The sequence below is a fragment of the Streptomyces tirandamycinicus genome (genome assembly GCF_003097515.1).
In the GTDB taxonomy this organism is placed as follows: domain Bacteria; phylum Actinomycetota; class Actinomycetes; order Streptomycetales; family Streptomycetaceae; genus Streptomyces; species Streptomyces tirandamycinicus.
Genome location: NZ_CP029188.1, coordinates 6,612,210 through 6,629,986 on the forward strand (window position 1 = coordinate 6,612,210; position 17,777 = coordinate 6,629,986).

Annotated in this window: 15 protein-coding genes; 9 read left to right on the forward strand and 6 right to left on the reverse strand. The window is 74.1% G+C overall.

The window, feature by feature from the left end; genetic code table 11:
• Positions 1-59: 59 nt before the first annotated feature.
• The 3 genes from DDW44_RS28570 to DDW44_RS28580 are packed head-to-tail and all read right to left on the reverse strand — an operon-like array spanning position 60 to position 3,966.
• Complete coding sequence (locus tag DDW44_RS28570; RefSeq protein ID WP_108908278.1) at positions 60-2,126, reverse strand: iron ABC transporter permease; 2,067 nt, start codon at positions 2,124-2,126, stop codon at positions 60-62.
• Positions 2,127-2,131: 5 nt separating this feature from the next.
• Entirely contained in the window at positions 2,132-3,112 is a 981-nt protein-coding gene (locus DDW44_RS28575; protein ID WP_108908279.1) for an iron-siderophore ABC transporter substrate-binding protein, read from the reverse strand.
• The gene (locus DDW44_RS28580; RefSeq protein ID WP_108908280.1) at positions 3,109-3,966 is read right to left on the reverse strand and encodes an ABC transporter ATP-binding protein; all 858 of its coding nucleotides are present in this window, start codon (positions 3,964-3,966) and stop codon (positions 3,109-3,111) included. Before DDW44_RS28580 ends, DDW44_RS28575 begins: the two co-directional genes overlap by 4 nt.
• A 477-nt stretch (positions 3,967-4,443) precedes the next feature.
• On the opposite strand from DDW44_RS28580, the gene ctaD reads away from it, so the two are divergent.
• From ctaD to DDW44_RS28595, 3 genes are all read left to right on the forward strand, one after another.
• Complete coding sequence (ctaD, locus tag DDW44_RS28585) at positions 4,444-6,192, forward strand: aa3-type cytochrome oxidase subunit I (protein WP_108908281.1); 1,749 nt, start codon at positions 4,444-4,446, stop codon at positions 6,190-6,192.
• Positions 6,189-6,557, forward strand: coding sequence for a hypothetical protein (locus DDW44_RS28590; protein ID WP_108908282.1), 369 nt, complete (start codon positions 6,189-6,191; stop codon positions 6,555-6,557). Before ctaD ends, DDW44_RS28590 begins: the two co-directional genes overlap by 4 nt.
• A gap of 168 nt (positions 6,558-6,725) precedes the next feature.
• Positions 6,726-7,061: an STAS domain-containing protein gene (locus DDW44_RS28595; protein WP_244224139.1), complete on the forward strand. Its 336-nt coding sequence runs from the start codon at positions 6,726-6,728 to the stop codon at positions 7,059-7,061.
• A 211-nt stretch (positions 7,062-7,272) separates the two neighbouring features.
• On the opposite strand, the gene DDW44_RS28600 is transcribed toward DDW44_RS28595, so the two are convergent.
• Both DDW44_RS28600 and DDW44_RS28605 read right to left on the reverse strand, forming a co-directional pair.
• Positions 7,273-7,725 carry a hypothetical protein gene (locus tag DDW44_RS28600; RefSeq protein WP_244224246.1) on the reverse strand — a complete coding sequence of 151 codons (453 nt, stop codon included), beginning with the start codon at positions 7,723-7,725 and terminating at the stop codon, positions 7,273-7,275.
• A 106-nt stretch (positions 7,726-7,831) separates the two neighbouring features.
• Positions 7,832-8,128, reverse strand: a complete 297-nt coding sequence (locus DDW44_RS28605) for a hypothetical protein (RefSeq protein WP_240800666.1) — start codon at positions 8,126-8,128, stop codon at positions 7,832-7,834.
• Between the two features lie 400 nt (positions 8,129-8,528).
• On the opposite strand from DDW44_RS28605, the gene DDW44_RS28610 reads away from it, so the two are divergent.
• Positions 8,529-8,804: a WhiB family transcriptional regulator gene (locus DDW44_RS28610; protein ID WP_108908286.1), complete on the forward strand. Its 276-nt coding sequence runs from the start codon at positions 8,529-8,531 to the stop codon at positions 8,802-8,804.
• A 74-nt stretch (positions 8,805-8,878) separates the two neighbouring features.
• Positions 8,879-9,010, forward strand: a complete 132-nt coding sequence (locus DDW44_RS33290; RefSeq protein WP_267808822.1) for a hypothetical protein — start codon at positions 8,879-8,881, stop codon at positions 9,008-9,010.
• A gap of 56 nt (positions 9,011-9,066) precedes the next feature.
• Here DDW44_RS33290 and DDW44_RS28615 read toward each other — a convergent pair whose 3' ends face one another.
• The gene (locus tag DDW44_RS28615; RefSeq protein WP_108908287.1) at positions 9,067-9,762 is read right to left on the reverse strand and encodes a YoaK family protein; all 696 of its coding nucleotides are present in this window, start codon (positions 9,760-9,762) and stop codon (positions 9,067-9,069) included.
• Between the two features lie 525 nt (positions 9,763-10,287).
• Between DDW44_RS28615 and DDW44_RS28620 the strand changes: the two genes are divergently transcribed.
• The 4 genes from DDW44_RS28620 to DDW44_RS28635 are packed head-to-tail and all read left to right on the forward strand — an operon-like array spanning position 10,288 to position 17,747.
• Positions 10,288-10,584 (forward strand): hypothetical protein, encoded by a 297-nt coding sequence (locus tag DDW44_RS28620; protein ID WP_018890421.1) that lies wholly within the window; start codon positions 10,288-10,290, stop codon positions 10,582-10,584.
• A gap of 14 nt (positions 10,585-10,598) precedes the next feature.
• The gene (locus DDW44_RS28625; protein WP_108908288.1) at positions 10,599-12,995 is read left to right on the forward strand and encodes an AfsR/SARP family transcriptional regulator; all 2,397 of its coding nucleotides are present in this window, start codon (positions 10,599-10,601) and stop codon (positions 12,993-12,995) included.
• A gap of 5 nt (positions 12,996-13,000) precedes the next feature.
• Positions 13,001-15,556 carry a TOMM precursor leader peptide-binding protein gene (locus DDW44_RS28630; protein WP_425275672.1) on the forward strand — a complete coding sequence of 852 codons (2,556 nt, stop codon included), beginning with the start codon at positions 13,001-13,003 and terminating at the stop codon, positions 15,554-15,556.
• Complete coding sequence (locus DDW44_RS28635) at positions 15,546-17,747, forward strand: TOMM precursor leader peptide-binding protein (protein WP_108908290.1); 2,202 nt, start codon at positions 15,546-15,548, stop codon at positions 17,745-17,747. Before DDW44_RS28630 ends, DDW44_RS28635 begins: the two co-directional genes overlap by 11 nt.
• Positions 17,748-17,777 lie beyond the last annotated feature (30 nt).

Below are 17,777 nucleotides of genomic sequence, written 5' to 3' on the forward strand. Positions count from 1 at the left end.
TCGCGGGACGGCCGGAGCTGGCGTGGGTGACGGCCGGAGGTGCCGCGGGACGGGCGGAGCTACCGGCGGGTGCGGATCAGCAGGTGGAGGAAGTACGGCGTGCCGATCACCGCGGTCATCAGTCCGGCGCCGAGCTGCGCCGGGGCGATCACGGTACGCCCCAGCAGGTCCGCGAGGCACACCAGCGAGGCCCCGAGAAGCACCGCCACCGGCACCACCCGCACATGCCGACGGCCCACCAGCGCCCTCGCCGCGTGCGGGGCCACGAGTCCCACGAAGCCGATCGTGCCCGCTGCGGCCACGGCGGTGGCCGCGAGCAGGACGCTCAGCACGAGGAAGCCCAGCCGCCCCCGCGCCAGATCGAGCCCGAGCAGCCTCGGCGTGTCCTCGTCCAGCGACACCAGGTCCAGTTCGGTGCGCCGGACCACCGCGACGAGCCCGGCCACGGCCAGCACGGCCGCCGGCGGGACCACGTCGACCAGGTTCCGCCCGTACGTCGACCCCGACAGCCAGGTGAGCGCCTTCGTCGCGTTGAACGGGTCGGTCAGGACGATCAGCAGACTGATGAGCGCGGCACTGCCGGTGGCGACGCCGAAGCCGACGAGTACGAGCCGGTTCTGCCGGAAGCCGCCCCGTGCGGCGAGTCCGAAGACGATGACGGAACTGGCCGCGGCGCCCGCGAACGCCGCCCCGGCCACACTCCACGATCCGGCCGAGGCCACCGTCGTCACCAGCAGCACGGCACCGAGCGCCGCCCCGCCGGAGACGCCCAGGATGGCGGGTTCGGCCAGCGGGTTGCGGGTCACGGCCTGCACCAGCGTCCCGGCCAGCGCGAGCGCGGCGCCCGCGCACAGTGCCGCGAGGACCCGGGGCACCCGGGTGTCCAGGACGAACCCGACCGTGCGACCGGCCCTGCCCTGGGCCCAGTTCACCACGTCGCCGAGCAGCAGCTTGCTGTCGCCCAGCAGCACCGCGGCGATCGTCACACCGACGAGCACCGCCACCAGCACGGCCGTGGTGGTCAGGAAGACGGCCCGGCTCCGGATGCGCAGCCGGTCGGCGGCCGCGGCGCTCGCGCCGTCCTTGACCCGGGCGGCCATCACGACCAGGAACAGGGCGCCGACGAGGCTGGTGGCCACGCCCGTCGGCACGGCGACCGCCACGTCGGCGGGCACGACGGCACGCAGCAGCACGTCCGAGCCGAGGACCAGCGCCGCACCGGCCAGACCGGCGACGGGGATGCCCGCACGCGCCCGGGAGTACGCCCGGATCCGGCGGGCGAGCGGCCGGACCAGGGCCGGGGCGCACAGCCCCACGAAGCCGATCGGCCCGGCGAGGGTGACGGCCGCCGCCGAGAGCAGCGCCGCGAGTACGACCACCGTGACCCGGGTCGCCCGGACGGGGACGCCGAGCCCGCGCGCGGCGTCCTCGCCGAGCGCCAGGGCGTCCAGCCTGCGCGCCACGAGCAGCAGCCCGGCGAGGCCGATGACGCCGAGCGGCACCATCTGCAGCACGCCGTCGAAGCCGTTCTGCGCGATGCTGCCCTGGTTCCAGCGGTAGAGCCCCTCCGTCTGCTGTGGGAAGAGCAGCAGCAGGCTCTCGGTGACGGCGGTCAGCCCCAGCATCAGGGCGCTGCCGGCGAGGACCAGCCGTACGGTGCCGGTGCCCAGGCCCGACAGCCCGAGCACCACGGCCGCCGCCGCGAGTCCGCCGGCGAACGCCACCCCGGAGGAGGCGAAGAGCGGCAGCGAGACGCCGGTGACGGTGGCCAGGCCCAGGGCCAGATAGGAACCGGCGTTCACCGCCAGGGTGTCGGGAGAGGCGAGTACGTTGCGGCTCACGGCCTGGAGGGCGGCGCCCGCCATGCCGAGCAGCATCCCGACGAGCAGCCCCGCGGCCATGCGGGGGAGCCGGGAGGCTATGACGACGGACGCGTCGTCCTCCTCGGCGCGTCCGGTGAGCGCCTTCCAGACCTCGGGCGCGCCGACGGCGGCCGTGCCCTGGGTGATGTCGGCGACCGCGAGGAGCGCGACGAGGAGGACCAGTGCGGCGGTCACCGCGGCCGCGCCCGTCCGGGACGGGTCCGCCGACGGACGGGTGGCGGGTGGGGAAGCGGTGACGGCCATGGGTGCTACTTCGTCAGCGCCTGGACCGCGGCGTCGACGTACTTCCCCATCGACTCGGGGCCGCCGAACATCCAGATGCCGTCGGGCAGCCGGTGCACGTTGCCCTTCTTCACGAACGGCAGCGACTTCCACACCGAGTCCTTCGCCAGCACGCCGTTGAACGGCGTGCTGGCCTTGTCGCCGTCGCTGCCGATGTAGGCGAACTGCACGTCGCCGAGCTTGGTGAGGCCCTCGACGTCGGTCGCGGCGAGGCCGTAGCTCGGGTCGCCCTCGACCGTCCAGGCGTTCTTCAGGCCGATCCTCTCGTTGACGGCGCCGATCAGCGAGCCGCTCGTGTACGGCCGGATCGAGACCTGGTTGGAGACGACATAGCCGTCGGCGAAGGCGTACGGGGTGCCGGCGAGTCCGGCGTCGGCGAGGGCCTTCCTGCCCTCGGCGAGCTTCGCCTCGAAGTCCTTCTCGAGCTTCTCCGCCTGCTCCGTGGTGCCGGTGGCCTTCGCGATCAGGTCGAGGTTCTCGGTCATCTGCCCGATGGGGTCCGCCGCGTCCGCCGCGCGCACCTCCAGCACCGGCGCGACCTTGCGCAGCTGCTTCACCGCGGCCGGCGGCAGATCGCTGGTGGCGACGATCAGGTCCGGCGACAGGGACGCGATCGTGTCCATGCTGGGCTCGCCGCGGGTACCGATGTCCTTGGGCTCGTTCCTCAGCGGAACGGCGGTGTCCCAGTTCTTGTAGCCCTTGACGTCCGCGACGCCGGCGGGGTCGACGCCCAGCGACACCAGGCTCTCGACGACGTTCCACTCCGTTGCGACGACCTTCTCGGCGGGGCCGTCGAGCTTCACCTTCGCGCCGGTCGCGTCGGTGAGGGTGATCGGCTCCGCGGCCTTCTTCGCGTCGTCGTCGGCGGCGGGCTCCGTCGTCCCGCAGGCGGTCAGGGCGAGGGCCGCCGCGGTCGCGACCGCGGCGGTGGGGATGAGGCGTCTCATGAGGTGGTACTGAGCCTTTCGGTTCGCGAGTGGTGCCGGCCGATCGCGCGGGTGCGCAGCCGGCCCGTCAGGGGATCGGGTTCGACCTCGATGCGGATGCCGTACGTGTCGGTCAGCCGCCGCGCCGTGAGGACGTCCTCGGGGAGGCCGTCGGCGACGACCCTGCCCTCGTGGAGCAGCACGAGCCGGTCGGCGACGGCGGACGCCTGGTCGAGGTCGTGCAGGACGGCCCCGACGGCGATCCCGTGGACGTCCGCGAGGTCGCGGACGAGATCGAGGAGTTCGATCTGGTAGCGCAGGTCGAGGTAGGTGGTCGGCTCGTCGAGCAGCACCACCCCGGTCTCCTGGGCGAGGCAGCAGGCGAGCCACACCCGCTGCAGCTGCCCTCCGGAGAGATGCTCCGCTCCCCGGTGGGCGAGCTCCGCGACGCCGGTCATGGCGAGCGCGCGGTCCACCGCGGCCCGCCCGCCCGGGTCCGACGTGCCCCAGCGGCTCCGGTACGGGTACCGGCCGAACTCGACGACATCGCGCACGGTGAGCCCACCGGGAGTGGGGCGCCCCTGCGTCAGCAGGGCGACGTGGCGGGAGAACTGCCGCGGTGTCAGGGCGAGCCCGTCCGTGTCGGCGTCGATGACGATGTCCGCGGTCCTGGGCCGCTGCAGCCGCGCCAGGGTGCGCAGCAGCGTCGACTTCCCGCTGCCGTTCGGTCCCACCAGCACGGTCACTTCGCCGGGCCGCAGCGTCAGGGACGCGTCGTGCACGACGTCGACACGTTCGTAGGCCACGGTGACACCCGTGGCCGACAGTTCATGACCGCGGGGCCCCGGGGCCGCGTTCTCCTCACCGACTCTCACGGCGCAAAGGTTAGCCTAACCTTATGGGCGCCTGGGGGGCCGGGGTGGAGGGTGCCGGGGCGAAACCGGCCATATGCCGTCAGCGCGGCATTCATCGCCAACCGCCCGGCGGGCGCGGCGAGCCCGGCGGCGCCCGGCCCGATCACCGGTGGGGGACCGGCGCCGCGTATTCACCCGCCTGGCCCGCTCTCGTAAGCGCGGTCGGACCGCAACTCGAAAGGGCCATATCCGGACGGTGCGGGAGAGCGAATCCACGCGGCGCGCGGATTCCGCCACGGGACAGCCCTCGGACACCGACATCGGCACCCCTCCGCCGCAATGACTCCGGCCGTGTCATCGACGGCAGCACGGCAGGCACCCCGAGTCAGGCCCCCCGGAGGGAACGACTCGCCGAAGGACGGGTTAAAGCCCGGTCACACCCCGTCACGGCATGCTTCCTTCTGCAACTTCCTCATCCGAGAGAGCGACAACGTGGCCATGCACAAGTCGTCCGAGGCACTGGGCGCGGACTCCTACGAAGACGAACTTCCCGTCCGGCGCAGGCGGCCCGGCAATGTGGTCGTGAAGTGGCTGACCACCACCGACCACAAGACGATCGGCACGCTCTACCTGTCGACGTCGTTCCTCTTCTTCTGCATCGGCGGGCTCATGGCGCTGTATATGCGCGCCGAGTTGGCCCGTCCCGGCATGCAGATCATGTCGACCGAGCAGTTCAACCAGGCTTTCACGATGCACGGCACCGTGATGCTGCTGATGTTCGCGACGCCGCTGTTCGCCGGTTTCGCCAACTGGATCATGCCGCTGCAGATCGGCGCGCCCGATGTGGCGTTCCCGCGGCTGAACATGTTCGCGTACTGGCTGTACCTCTTCGGCTCGCTCATGGCGGTGGGTGGATTCCTCACCCCGAACGGCCCCCCGGACTTCGGCTGGTTCGCCTACTCCCCGCTGTCGAGCGCCGTTCACACCCCGAACGTCGGCGCCGACCTCTGGATCACGGGTCTGGCCTTTTCCGGCTTCGGCACGATCCTCGGCTCGGTCAACTTCATCACCACGATCATCTGCATGCGCGCCCCCGGCATGACGATGTTCCGCATGCCGGTGTTCTGCTGGACCGTGCTGCTGACCGGTCTCCTGGTCCTGCTGGCCTTCCCGGTGCTGGCCGCCGCCCTGTTCGCGCTGGAGGCCGACCGCAAGTTCGGCAGCCACATCTTCGACGCCTCCAACGGCGGCGCACTGCTGTGGCAGCACCTCTTCTGGTTCTTCGGCCATCCCGAGGTGTACATCATCGCGCTGCCGTTCTTCGGCATCATCTCCGAGGTCATCCCGGTCTTCAGCCGCAAGCCGATCTTCGGCTACATCGGCCTGGTGGCGGCGACCATCGCGATCGCCGGCCTTTCGGTCACCGTGTGGGCCCACCACATGTACGTCACCGGTGCGGTGCTGCTGCCGTTCTTCTCCTTCATGACCTTCCTCATCGCCATCCCGACCGGTGTGAAGATCTTCAACTGGGTCGGCACCATGTGGAAGGGGGCGTTGTCCTTCGAGACCCCGATGCTCTGGGCGATCGGCTTCCTGATCACCTTCACCTTCGGTGGTCTGACCGGCGTCATCCTGGCCTCGCCACCGATGGACTTCCACGTCTCCGACTCGTACTTCGTCGTCGCGCACTTCCACTACGTCGTGTTCGGCACCGTGGTCTTCGCGATGTTCGCCGGATTCCACTTCTGGTGGCCGAAGTTCACCGGCAAGATGCTCGACGAGCGCCTCGGCAAGATGACCTTCTGGACGCTCTTCATCGGATTCCAGGGCACGTTCCTGGTCCAGCACTGGCTGGGGGCCGAAGGCATGCCGCGCCGCTACGCCGACTACCTGGCCGCCGACGGCTTCACCGCGCTCAACACCGTCTCGACCATCAGCTCGTTCCTGCTCGGAATGTCGATCCTGCCCTTCCTCTACAACGTGTGGAAGACCGAGAAGTACGGCGAGAAGATCCAGGTGGACGACCCGTGGGGCTACGGCCGCTCGCTCGAATGGGCGACGTCCTGCCCGCCGCCGCGGCACAACTTCTACACCCTGCCGCGGATCCGCTCAGAATCCCCGGCCTTCGATCTGCACCACCCGGATGTCGCGTCGAGCGACGAGGCGAGCCTCACCGGCCACCGGGACGTGTTCGAGCCCGGCAGGGGCGCGGCTCCCCCGCTGGGCGACGGCGGGGACACCCGGTGACCCGCGAGGAGCGCCAAGCCCCCGACAGCGTCGACACGGCGGCGGGCCTCGCCCGGCTGGAGGGCTACCTCATGGCCAACGCCCACGTCCGCGCGGCCCGTACGGCGGCTGAGAGTCTCGCCGACCGCATGCCCTGGCTCACGGCCGACGAACGCACCGAACTCGTACGCCTCAGCACCGCCGACCGCATCCAGGCGTCCCGGGAGCAGTTCGAGGCGGTGGCGGTACGCGCCCGCGAACTGGAGACGCAGTACGCGGCCCGCTACGGCGAACTGCGGCGCCGCGTCCTGTGCCGGGGAGTCGCCTGCGCGGCCGTCTGCGTCACCGTCTGCACGACCACCGTCGTCCTCGCCGCCCACCGGTGACGGAGCGCCCGCCCCCGGGGCCGGCGCCTCCCGCACGACGGCGCGCGGCGCCACCACACCCGAGGGCCGGACGTGGGGCCGTCCGTGCCTCGCGCGTGTGCCGGACCCCGCGGTAGGCGTGACGATGGAAGGGCAACGTCGGTACCGCCGCCCGTGAAGGAGCTCACCGTGGCAGCCGAACACGCCACCCCGCAGGCCGAGCCGGTCATCTCCGCGTCCACGGCCGGCCGGCGGGCCGAACTGGTCCTGCACGGGGAGATCGGGGCCGCGACCCTGCGGGAACTGGAGGAACGCCTCGACGCACCCGGGTTCGCCGGGGCCGCCGAGTGGGTCGTGGACATGAGCGGGGTCACCCGCCTCGACCTCGCCTGCGCGTACGCGCTCCTGCGGGTGGCCACCCGGCCCGGGAGGGCCCCGGCCGTGACCATCCGCGGGGCACGGCGCGCGGTCCGGCGGACGCTGCGCCACGCCGGGCTCGACGCGGTCGCCACGATCGCGGAGTGACCGGCGGCCCCCGGGCGCCTCTTCGGTGGGTCCGCCGGTGCGCCGTACCGGACGCCCGAACCATCCGGCACGGAACGCATCGGGGCCGCAGGGCGGCCGGGCACCCGGGCCTCACGTGCTCTCCCACGTCCTCGCGGCAGGGACGCGGCACCGCGCCCCGCCCCAAGGGCGGTGTGAGCACGGCGAGAGCGGGCCGCGGGTTCGGCAGCGATCACGAGTGCGACACGGGGTGTGCGTCCCGCCGCCGCCCGGCGAGGTCGCGCCTGGTGGCGGACATCAGGTGGCGGCGCGTCACACGGGCGCATTCGTGCCAGAACGGCACGGCGGTCAGATACGCGCCGAGCGCCGACAGGATCCCGAGCGAGACGTCCACGCTGAGCCGTCCCTGTCTGGCCCAGTAGACGTCCCGCAGATCGAGGAGCAGGGCGAACTCGTCGGCGATGAGGGCGGTTCCCGAACCGTACGCGGCGGCGAGGGCCGGGTGGCCGACCGCGCGCTCGTCGCCCCGCACGGCGACGAGGCCGATGCCCGCCAGGGTCACGATCCCCAGGTTGTAGTGGTGGAAGTGCCGCCCGGCGGCGGTGATGTTCCCCCAGGGCAGCCATCCGCCGCGGATTCCGTGGGTGATGAGCCGGACGCCACCCCATGTGGCGCCGAAGGACATCCACGTCACGATCAGCGACCTCTTGGTCGGCGTCAGGTGCCGATCCGCCGATTCGTGCCAGCGCGTGACGAGCCCCGGCCGTGGCCGGTTCCTCCCCCTGGCGGCGTCACCGCCCACGGGTTCGGCACTCCGGACTCGGCGGAGCGGGATCGGTCTTCCGCTCCACGGCCCCGTCCCCGACGTCCAGGGCCGAGCGGGCACCGGCGCCACCGGCGGCGTGGCGGAAGGCTCGGGCGACGGCGTCCATGCAGTCGCCGCAGTACTCGTCGCGTTCGTCCGCGGCGTCCGGCTGCCACGCGGCCGTGCCACCGGCCATCCGGGCGCACAGGGCGTCGCCGTTGCGGTCGAGGGCGTGCCACAGGAGTGTGGTCGAACCCTCCGCGGCTATTCGCTCAGCGCACATGCTGTACATCGGCCACCTCCGCCCCGGACGCCGCGAGATCCGCGGTTCGGTTCCATCAGAGTCCCCGGCCGTTCCGGCTGCCACTCAAACGCCATCGAACGGGTGAAACCCACGGCCCGGCTGGTGCGGGCTCCCGGCGGACGGGGCAACTCACCCGGCCGGCCGCCGGTTCGGCCCGCCGGGGGAGTGCACCCCGGACGGGGCCTCGCGCGGGACGGCGATCCGGCCGACTCCGCCGCGGCAGGTCCCGCCTCCTCCACCCCGGCGCCTCCTCCACCCCGCCCGAACCGCCCGATCCCGCCCGATCGGAGGTTGTCCGTGCGACGGGCGTTTCAGCCGCCGATCGTCGGCGACCCGTCTGGGGACGGACGAACATCCGCGAACGGAGGAGGCGTTCCACGTGGAGCACGAGAACTGGCGTCATGACGCGGCATGCCGGGACGAGGACCCCGATCTCTTCTTCCCCATCGGCACCAGCGGACCCGCCCTGCTGCAGGTGGCCGCGGCCAAGGCCGTCTGCGCGCGGTGTCCCGTACGGGAGCGGTGCCTCGAGTGGGCCATGGCCCACGGCCAGGACTCCGGGGTGTGGGGCGGCCTCGGCGAGGACGAACGGCGCGCCCTCAAGCGCCGGACGGCACTGCGGAACCGGCGGGAGCGGCACGGTTCCGCCTCGTAGCCGGCGCACGGCACGGCACCCCGCACGCACGGCACCTTGTCGAGGAGGACCTGGTCGTTCCGGGGACGCCGTACGTGGACCCAGTCGGCTGGGACCCGCTGATCATGAAGTTCTGCGAGTGCTTCGGGGCCGGAGGCAACGTCCACCCGTCGAGGCTCGCCGAGGGCTGGAAGATGCCGCACCGGCGCCGCTCGACGGCCGTCTGAGCGGGCGTCCGGCGGCCGCCGCCCCCGTCAAGGTCGCCCGTTGCCGGGACACGCGCCTAGCGCTCCGGGCGACCGGGCGGGTCGAGCCGCCCGCCCGGCAGGACGAGTACGGCCGCCAGCAGCACGACGGGCAGCAGAGGCGCCGCGGTCCTCGCCGTGCCGACGGCGAGTGCGCCGAGCGCGGCACCGGCCGGGATCGCCGCGAGCAGGGCGACCCTGCCCCAGTCCGGTCGCCTGCGCGCCAGGACATCGGCCAGCACGGCGGTGAGCAGTCCCGTCATGTACGTGGTGGAGACGCCCGGCGGAGCGGTGGCACGGACCGTCGCGCTCTGACATCCCATCGCCAGGGCGGCGGCCCCCAGGAGAACGGTGCGTACGGGTGCGGAAGGGGTGCCGTCCGTCGCGAGCCAGCCCACCAGCACCCCGCACAGCAGCAGCATCTCCCCGGTGAGCAGGCCCCGCACGGCCGACCGGCCCTTCCGTTCACGACGCTCGCGGTAGCGGGCACCGAGCAGCACGCCGGCGATGTAGCCGGCAAGAGCGACGACGGAGTTCCCCGCCAGGGCGGGGTCGGAGCCGCCGGCCGCGATCCCGACGAGTGCGAGATTGGCCGTCATCACACTGACGAAGACCCCGCCGAGGGCGAGGAAGCCGATCGCGTTCAGTGCCCCCGCCAGCAGTGTCAGCAGCAGGAACGGGGCCCGGGACCGCGGACTCCCCGGACCTGGCGGCGACGGCGCGGACGCCTCCATCGGGCACCTCCCTGGATTCGCCCGTGCCGTGCGAGGGCGGTCCGGGTGCCGGCCCGATCGCGCTCGGTTCGACGAGCCTAAGGGCTGTCTCCTCATCCCCAGTGGAGCAGCGCGCGGCCGACCTCAGGTGCCGGCTGTTGGTCGTTGGCTGTCATTTGTCAGCTGTCAGCCGTCACTCGTCGACCGTCAGCTGTCAGCCGTCGGCCGCCCGTCGTTGACGTGTCGGCGTGTCGGCGTGTCGGTGTGTCGGCATGTCGACCTCGGCCTCCGGCCCGTGCCCGCCTGGCCGGGGGCCCGCCCTCCGCGTCCGCACCACCGGCGGGCACCCCCCGCCCGCCAACACCGCACCTCGGCAGGCGAGTTGTCATGTCGCGCCACACCTACGCGCGTCCCGCTGCGTTGACACAAAGCTGTCGCCGCCCGTGCATCAAGCTGACAGACATCCGTCCGATGTAAGCGCCGCCGCCCTGGCAGGGTCGCACATGGCGAACTTCCCCCACCCGTGAGCCACAACAGGGAGCACACATGGACCTGATGTCACTTGCGAAGAGACCGCTTCGAGCCACCCGTGCCGGTGTCGTCGCCGGACTCGCGACCGTCGCACTCCTGACGACCGCCGGCACCGCCGTCGCCGCGTCCGCCCCGCACGGCGACGACGCCGCCGTGCCGATCGGATCGGGCGCCCCGCAGCTCTCGGAGGGTCTCCTCCCGGCCGCACTGGTCACCGAGATCGTCTGCCGCCAACTCGAGAGCGCGGCCCGCGGCGGTGTCGTCCCCGAGGAGGCGCTCGCCCTCTGCAAGCACGTCAACGGCTGGGACTAGGCGGGCGTGCCGCGATGCGGTTTCAGCTGCTGGGACCGCTGAGCATCACCGACGGTGCCGACAGCGTGGTCCTCCCGCCCTCAAAGCCGACCGTTCTCCTCGCCTCCCTGCTGCTGCACGCCAACAACGTCGTCTCCGTGGAGTACCTCCAGCGCACCATGTGGGGTGAGGAGCAGCCCGCGACGGCCAGGGCGGCACTCCAGACGTGTGTACTGCGGCTGCGGCGGCTGTTCGTGAAGCACGGTGTGACCGGCGCGCCGATCGAGGCCGTTCCCGGCGGCTACCGCATCTGTGCAGGGGCGGACTCCCTCGACCTGATCGGATTCCGGGAAAGGCTGCGTCTGGCCGCGGCGTACGCGCACGACCCGGAGAAGGAACTGCACACCCTGGAGGACGCGCTGTCGCTGTGGCAGGGGCCGCTGCTGGCGAACGTCCGCTCGGACGTGCTGCGGCGCGACGAGGTGCCGCGGCTCGCGGAGGAGCGGCTGCGCACCGTCGAGAGGGTCTGCGATCTTCAACTCGCCCTGGGTCGCTGCGGTGAGGCACTGGTCGCCCTCTGGGGTGCCACCCGTGCCCACCCGGGTCACGAGCGCTTCCGTGAGCAGCTGATCGAGGCGCTGTACCGGAGCGGGCGGCAGACGGAGGCGCTGGCGGAGTACCGGAGGGTGAAGGCGTATCTGCGGGCCGAGCTGGGCGTGGACCCGTCCTTGGCCCTGCGGGAACTCGAACTGGCCATCCTGCGCGGCGACGACCTCGGGCGTACCGCTCCCGCCGTCACCGCGGCGGCCCGGTCGCGGTCCCGGCTGGCGGTGGCGGCAGGCCGCGGGGAGCGGCGGCCGTCGCTCCCCGCGGGCGCCGCGACGGTCGCACCGGTGCCGGCGACCGCCCTGGCGGTGCCGCATCGGGGGCCCGCCGAGGGCCCTCCCGGCGAAGCCCCGGGCTCCGGTGGCGAGCCGGTCCGGGCGGCCCCGCCGGCACAGCTCCCCGCTGCCCCCGGCGGACCTGCCGGCGCCACCCTGACCGGGGCCGGTGCCGGCCCCGGGCGTTCCGAGGCCGCCGCCGGCGCGCAGGGTCTCGCAGGCGGGGGCGGCGCGGAGGAACTGACGGGCGGGGGCGGCGCGACGGGCTTCACGGCCGGGGGCGGTGCCGTGCCCTCCGTCCGGCCGCTGACCGGCCCCGCCACCCCGCCCGCGGAAACGCCGCCCCGCGCGCGGCCGGTGACGGTCTCGGGACCCGCCGAGGCGGCGCTGCCTCCGTCGGCCCGGGACGCGTCCGGGGCCAGCGCAGCCCCGGCACACGAGGGTGTTTCCGGCCTCGTCGCCCCGGTCCCTGCCGTACCGGCGTTCACCGGCCGGGCCTCCGAGGCCGCCGCCGTCAGTGGGCGCCTCACCGCACGTGAGGGGCACGACGCGTCGACCGTGGTGGTGTCCGGGGCGCCCGGGACGGGCAAGACCGCGCTCGCCCGGCAGGCGGCCCACCTCGCGGCGGACGGCTTCCCCGGTGGCCGGTACCTCGTCCGGATGGTCCACCCCGACGGGCGGCCCGTCACCGCAGGCGAGGTCACGGCGGAGGTGACGGCGGCGCTGGGAGAGCCGTACGCCCGCGGCCGGGCCCTGCTCGTCCTCGACGACGTGCTCGACGCCGCCCAGATCCTGCCCCTGCTGCACACACGCCCCGACGTCTCCGCCCTCGTCACCAGCAGAAGGGGGCTCGCCGGACTGATCGCCGCGCACGGCGGCTGGGTCCAGCGCCTCGGCCCGCTGGCCGAGCACGAGTCGTACGACCTGCTGCACACGGCACTCGGCGCCGAACGGGTCGGCGCGGAACCCGACGCCGCCCGGGCGCTGGCCGAGGTCTGCTGCCACCTTCCGCTCGCACTGCGGATCGTGACGGCACGTCTGCTCACCCGCCCGGCGCTGCGGCTCGCCGACTGCGCCGGGTGGCTGGCCGGCGACCCGCTGGCCCGGCTCTCCCTGCCCGGCTCGCCGCACATGTCCCTCCGCCGGGTGCTGGACGAGGCGCTCGGCCGGGTCGACGGGGCATCGGCACGGGCCTTCCTGCGCATCGGCGCGGGAACGTCCGGCGTACTCCACACCTCCGACGGCGCCGCCCTGCTCGGTCTGCCCCCGCCCGAGACCGAGGACCTCCTCGAACGGCTGGCGGACGCCGGGCTGCTCGAAGAGGGCCCGCCCGGCCCGTACCGCATGCACGACTTCCTGCGCCTGTACGCACGGGGCAACGACTCCCCCTCCGTCCCGCCGGCACGGGGCAGCGACTCCCCACCCGTCCCGCCACCCGTCCCGCCACTCGTGCCGACGCCCGTCGCTCCATCCGTTCCCCCGCCCGGCTCCCCACCCCCGCCGGTCTCCCTGCCCGCGACCCCGCCCGCCCGTCCCGAACAGAAGGTGTGACCGCCATGCCCACCGACGTCAAGGAAGCAGACGACGCCAGAGAAGCCGGTTCCACGACGCGGGGCGGGGGGCCGGCCACGAGCGCGGCATCCCCGGACGCAACGGGGGCACCGGCGGCGGCCGCGGCCACGCCGGGGGAGTCCGGCGACGGCCCCACGCCGTTCGACGGCCTGGCCGCGACCCGCCCCCGCATCCGCCGCGACGTGCTGTACACCGAGACTCCGGGCGGCGTCCTCTTCCACAACGCCGACGGAGGCTTCCATCTGACGGGCCGCACCGCGTACCGCTTCGCCTCGCTGATGGTGCCCCACCTCACCGGCCGCCACAGCCTCGCCGAGCTCTGCGCGGGATTCGGCGCCCCGCAGCGCCGGATGGCGGCCGAGCTGGTCCGGACCCTCTACGAACGCGACTTCGCACGGGACGTGCCGGCCGGCGAGGACGACCCGGCGAGCGGCCCGGGCGAGGCCCCCGCCCGCCGCTACGCCACCCAGATCGCCTACGTCGACCACTACACCGACCGCGCGCCCGAGCGTTTCCGCCGCTTCCGGGACACGGCCGTCGCGGTGCTCGGTGACGACGACGTGGCCCGCTGGTGCGCCCTCAGCCTGGTCCGCAACGGCTGCGCCGGGATCGCGCTGGGAGCCGACTTCCCCGAGGTGGCCGAGGAAGCGGCGGCGGCCGCCGACGACGGATGCCCCGTGCGGACCGACCGGCTCCCCGCCGACCCCGGCTGGCCGGAACTCGCCGACTACGACATGGTCGTGGTGACCGGGGCGGGCGCCGCGCGGCGCGTCCACCGGCTGCTGGCCGCGGGCGTCCCCGAGGGCAAGACCCTGATACCCGTGTGGACCCTCGGCGACCTGGCCGTCACCGGCCCGCTCGCCACCGCCGGCTCCACCGGCTGCTGGTCCTGCGCGCTGCTGAGACTGGGAGCCAACCACGACGCGGGCGCCGCCGCCGCACTGTGGAGCGAGGTGGCGGGCGCCGCAACCGAACCGGGCCGGCCCGCCGGAGCGGGGCCCCTCGGCGGACCGGTGGCCGCCATGACGGGCAACCTGCTCGCCTACGAGATCTTCCGCATCGCCACCGGAGCCCTGCCGGCCGAGACCGACCGGCAGGTGCTGCTGCAGAACCTGCAGTCCCTCGACGTCGTCGCCGAGCCCCTGCTGCCCCACCCGCGCTGCTCGCTGTGCGGCCCCGGGACCGAACGGGGCGGCCTACGGGCCGCAGCGGGCGCCGGTGCAGGGGCCGCAGTGGGTGCCGGTCTACGTGCCGGGGCAGAGTCCGGTGCACGGGCCGGGGCGGAAGCCGGTGTACGGTCCGGCGCGCGCGCCGATGGGGAGAATCCGCCCGGAGCACTCCCCGGCAGCGGACCGGGGACGCCCCCCGTCCTGCCCGGCCCGCTCGCCGCACCCGCCACCGCGAGTGTGGAGACCGCGCGCGACGCCGAGGACACCGTCGAGGACCTCAACCGCACCAGCACCGCCCTCGTGGGCGCCTTCGCCGGGGTCTTCGCCCGTTTCGACGACGAGAGCCTCACCCAGACCCCGCTGAAGGCCACCCGGCTCGAACTGGCCCTCGCACCGGGCACGCGCCGCACGATCGCCGCCTTCGACGTGCACCACCTCGCCGGAGCCCGGACACGGGCGCTGCGCCTGGCGTCCGAGACATACGTCGAACACGTCGTCCCGGTACGGGTCCTGGCCGGTGCGGGGACGGACCTGCCCGCCGTGGCCCCGGCCGCGCTCACCACCGGCGCCGGTACCGCGACGGCCGCCGAGGTCGCCGCCTGGGTCGCCGCCACGTCGCTGCTCACCGGGGAGCGCCTGAGGGTACCGGCCGCGGCCGTGCGGCCGTTCGGCCCGTACAACCGTGAGCGGATCGTCCTCGCGACCTCCGCCGGTGCGGGCTCCGGCGGCACCGACGCCGAGGCCGCCGGAAGCGGTCTGCTGTCGGCCCTCGCCCACGACGCGCTGCTGCGCGCTCTGCGCGGAACGGCGCGAACCGCGCCGGTCGCACCCGACGACGACCCCGAACTCGTGTTCCTGCTCAAGTCCGCCGTCAATCTGGGCATCGAGGCCGAGCTGCTCGACCTCGGTGAGGACGCGCGCACCGGCGCCTTCGCCGTACTCGCCCGCGAGGCCGGCCGGCCGGCCGCACGCTGGGCCGTCGCCGCCGACCTCACTCGCGGGAAAGCGTGCTGCGCCGCCCTGCGCGACCTGCTGGGCGTGGTCCAGCTGGCCGCGGACGACCCCGTGTCCGCCGCGGGCACCGGCGACCCCGTGTCCGTCGCGGGCACCGGCGACCGCGGGGCGGCCGCGGACACCGGCGACCCGCTCGTCGCCGACCTCGCGGCGGGCACCGTCACCGCCACGGACGGCCCCGTGCCGGCCGACGCGCCCGGCACCACGTTCGACGCCGTCCTCGACCGGCTGCGCACGAGCGGCCGGGAAGCGCTGTACGTCCGCACGACCCCGGCCGATCTGCGCTCCGGGGGCATCGCCACCGCCCGCGTCCTGCTGACTCGGGGCGGCCGGGGGAGCGGCACCGATGCCCGCTGACCCGAACACCCGCGGAGCCGCCGCGGCGGTGTCCACGACCGCCGCCCGGGACCGGTCCTGCGAGGAACTGGCCCGTCTGCTGGGCCCCGCGCTCACCCGGCACGGCATCCGCCGCCGTCCCGACATCGCGGCCCTCGGCGTACGTGACGCCTTCGCACCGGCCTCGGCGGGTGAGGCCGGACGGTACGCATCCCGTCCGGCCGCCCCCTCGGATGACGCCGGTCCGGCCGTCGGCCCGGACGACCGCGGAGCCTGCGAGTCCGGCTTGGACGGCCGCCGTGCCCGTGCGACCGGCCCGGACGACCACGGTGCCCGTGCGACCGGCCCGGAGGCACCCCGTCCGGCCGCCGGCCCGGACGACCGCCGTGCCTGCGCGACCGGCCCGTACGATCACCGCGCCCGCGCGGCTGAACCCGCCGTGCCCGTGCGGCTCTACGGCCACCACGCCGTCGTCGGGCCCCTCGCCCCCGGAGGGGGCGGGGTGTCCCGCCCCTGCGCACACTGCCTGGAGCGGCGCTGGCAGGCCGTGCGGTCGGTGGCGCTGCGGGAGGCGCTGGAACTGGGCTCCGGCACCCGGTCCGCGGGCCGCCTCCCGTACGTCACCCCGTTCACCGCGGACGCGCTCGCCGCCCTGATCGCCGGTCTCGTCACCGGCGCCGGCCCCCGCACCGGGGCGTTCCCGCCCGTGCACCTGGTGGACCTGAGAACCCTGACGGTACGTCACTACCCGTTGGTGCCCGACCCGGAGTGCCCGAGCTGCGCCGTCCCCGAGGAGGACACCCCGGAGGCCGCCGCGCTCGCCCTCCGGCCCGCTCCCAAGGTCCGGCCGGGCAGTTTCCGGGTCCGCGACATCGGTGACTACGGCCTGTCCGTCGAGCCGTTCGCCAACCCGCTGTGCGGCGCACTGGGGCCGTCCGTCGTCCACGACGTGTCGTCGACGTCCACCTCGGCCGCCATCGGCTGCTTCTCCATGCGGTCCGGCGACTACCTCCGCGAGACCTTCTGGGGCGGTCACGCCGACAGCTTCGGGCACAGCGTCCGCATCGGCGTACTGGAAGGGCTGGAGCGCTACGCGGGGATGCGCCCGCGTGCCAAACGCGCCCGGGTGACGGACTCGCTCGACGGGCTGCGGGCCCGTGGCGCCCACACCGTCGACCCGCGCGTGTGCGGGCTCTACTCCGACGACTTCCACCGCGCCAACCCGAGGGTCAGGCCGTTCACCCCCGACCGCGAGATCCCCTGGGTGTGGGGCTGGTCGCTGCGCGACGAGCGCCCCGTGCTGGTACCCGAGGTGCTGACGTACTACCACGCCCCCGGCCTGGAGAACCGCTTCGTGCAGGAGAGCTCCAACGGCTGTGCTTCCGGCGGCTGCCTGGAGGAGGCCGTCTACTTCGGGCTGATGGAGGTCGTCGAGCGGGACGCGTTCCTCCTCGCCTGGTACGGACGGGCCCGCCTCCCCGAACTCGACCCCCGCACCAGCACCCGCCCCGCCACCCGCCACATGGTGGAACGGCTGGAGATGTACGGCTACGAGGCCCGGTTCTTCGACACCCGCATCTCCTTCCCCATCCCCGTCGTGACCGGTGTCGCCGTACGGTACGACGGCGGTCCGGGCCGGATGTGCTTCGGCGCGGGCGCCGGGCTCGACCCCGAGGCCGCGCTCGCCGGAGCGCTGTGCGAGATCGCCACCGACGCCGTCAACCTCCAGGGCCGCACCGAGCGCGACGAGTCCCGGCTGCGTGCCATGGCCGAGGACTTCCACCGGGTCACCGCCCTGCACGACCACCCGCTCGCCTACGGCATCCCGGAGATGGGCCGCCACGCCCACTTCCTGCTCGGCGAGCCCGGCGAACCGCGACCGCCCCTCGCCCCGCTGGCCGAGCGGTACGGCGACGGCACGGTGCCCCCCGTCTCCGGCGACCTGCGCGACGACCTCGTCCGCTGCCTCGGCGCCGTCACCGGCGCCGGCTTCGACGTGGTCGTCGTCGACCAGACGATGCCCGAGCAGCGCCGGCTCGGGCTGCGCACGGTCAGCGTGCTCGTACCCGGCCTGCTGCCCATCGACTTCGGCTGGAGCCGGCAGCGCGCCCTCGGCATGCCCAGGCTGCGCACCGCCCTGCGGGAGGCCGGTCTGCGCGAGCGCGACCTCACCCCCGCCGACCTCAACCCCGCGCCGCACCCCTTCCCCTGACCGCCCGCCTCTCCCCGACCGGGCCCGGCC

Coding starts and splice junctions, on each gene's coding strand:
- DDW44_RS28570 (WP_108908278.1), bottom strand. CDS start 2,126: ATGGCCGTCACCGCTTCCCCACCCGCCACCCGTCCGTCGGCGGACCCG.
- DDW44_RS28575 (WP_108908279.1), bottom strand. CDS start 3,112: ATGAGACGCCTCATCCCCACCGCCGCGGTCGCGACCGCGGCGGCCCTC.
- ctaD (WP_108908281.1), top strand. CDS start 4,444: ATGCACAAGTCGTCCGAGGCACTGGGCGCGGACTCCTACGAAGACGAA.
- DDW44_RS28600 (WP_244224246.1), bottom strand. CDS start 7,725: ATGTCCTTCGGCGCCACATGGGGTGGCGTCCGGCTCATCACCCACGGA.
- DDW44_RS28605 (WP_240800666.1), bottom strand. CDS start 8,128: ATGTGCGCTGAGCGAATAGCCGCGGAGGGTTCGACCACACTCCTGTGG.
- DDW44_RS28615 (WP_108908287.1), bottom strand. CDS start 9,762: ATGGAGGCGTCCGCGCCGTCGCCGCCAGGTCCGGGGAGTCCGCGGTCC.
- DDW44_RS28620 (WP_018890421.1), top strand. CDS start 10,288: ATGGACCTGATGTCACTTGCGAAGAGACCGCTTCGAGCCACCCGTGCC.
- DDW44_RS28625 (WP_108908288.1), top strand. CDS start 10,599: ATGCGGTTTCAGCTGCTGGGACCGCTGAGCATCACCGACGGTGCCGAC.
- DDW44_RS28630 (WP_425275672.1), top strand. CDS start 13,001: ATGCCCACCGACGTCAAGGAAGCAGACGACGCCAGAGAAGCCGGTTCC.
- DDW44_RS28635 (WP_108908290.1), top strand. CDS start 15,546: ATGCCCGCTGACCCGAACACCCGCGGAGCCGCCGCGGCGGTGTCCACG.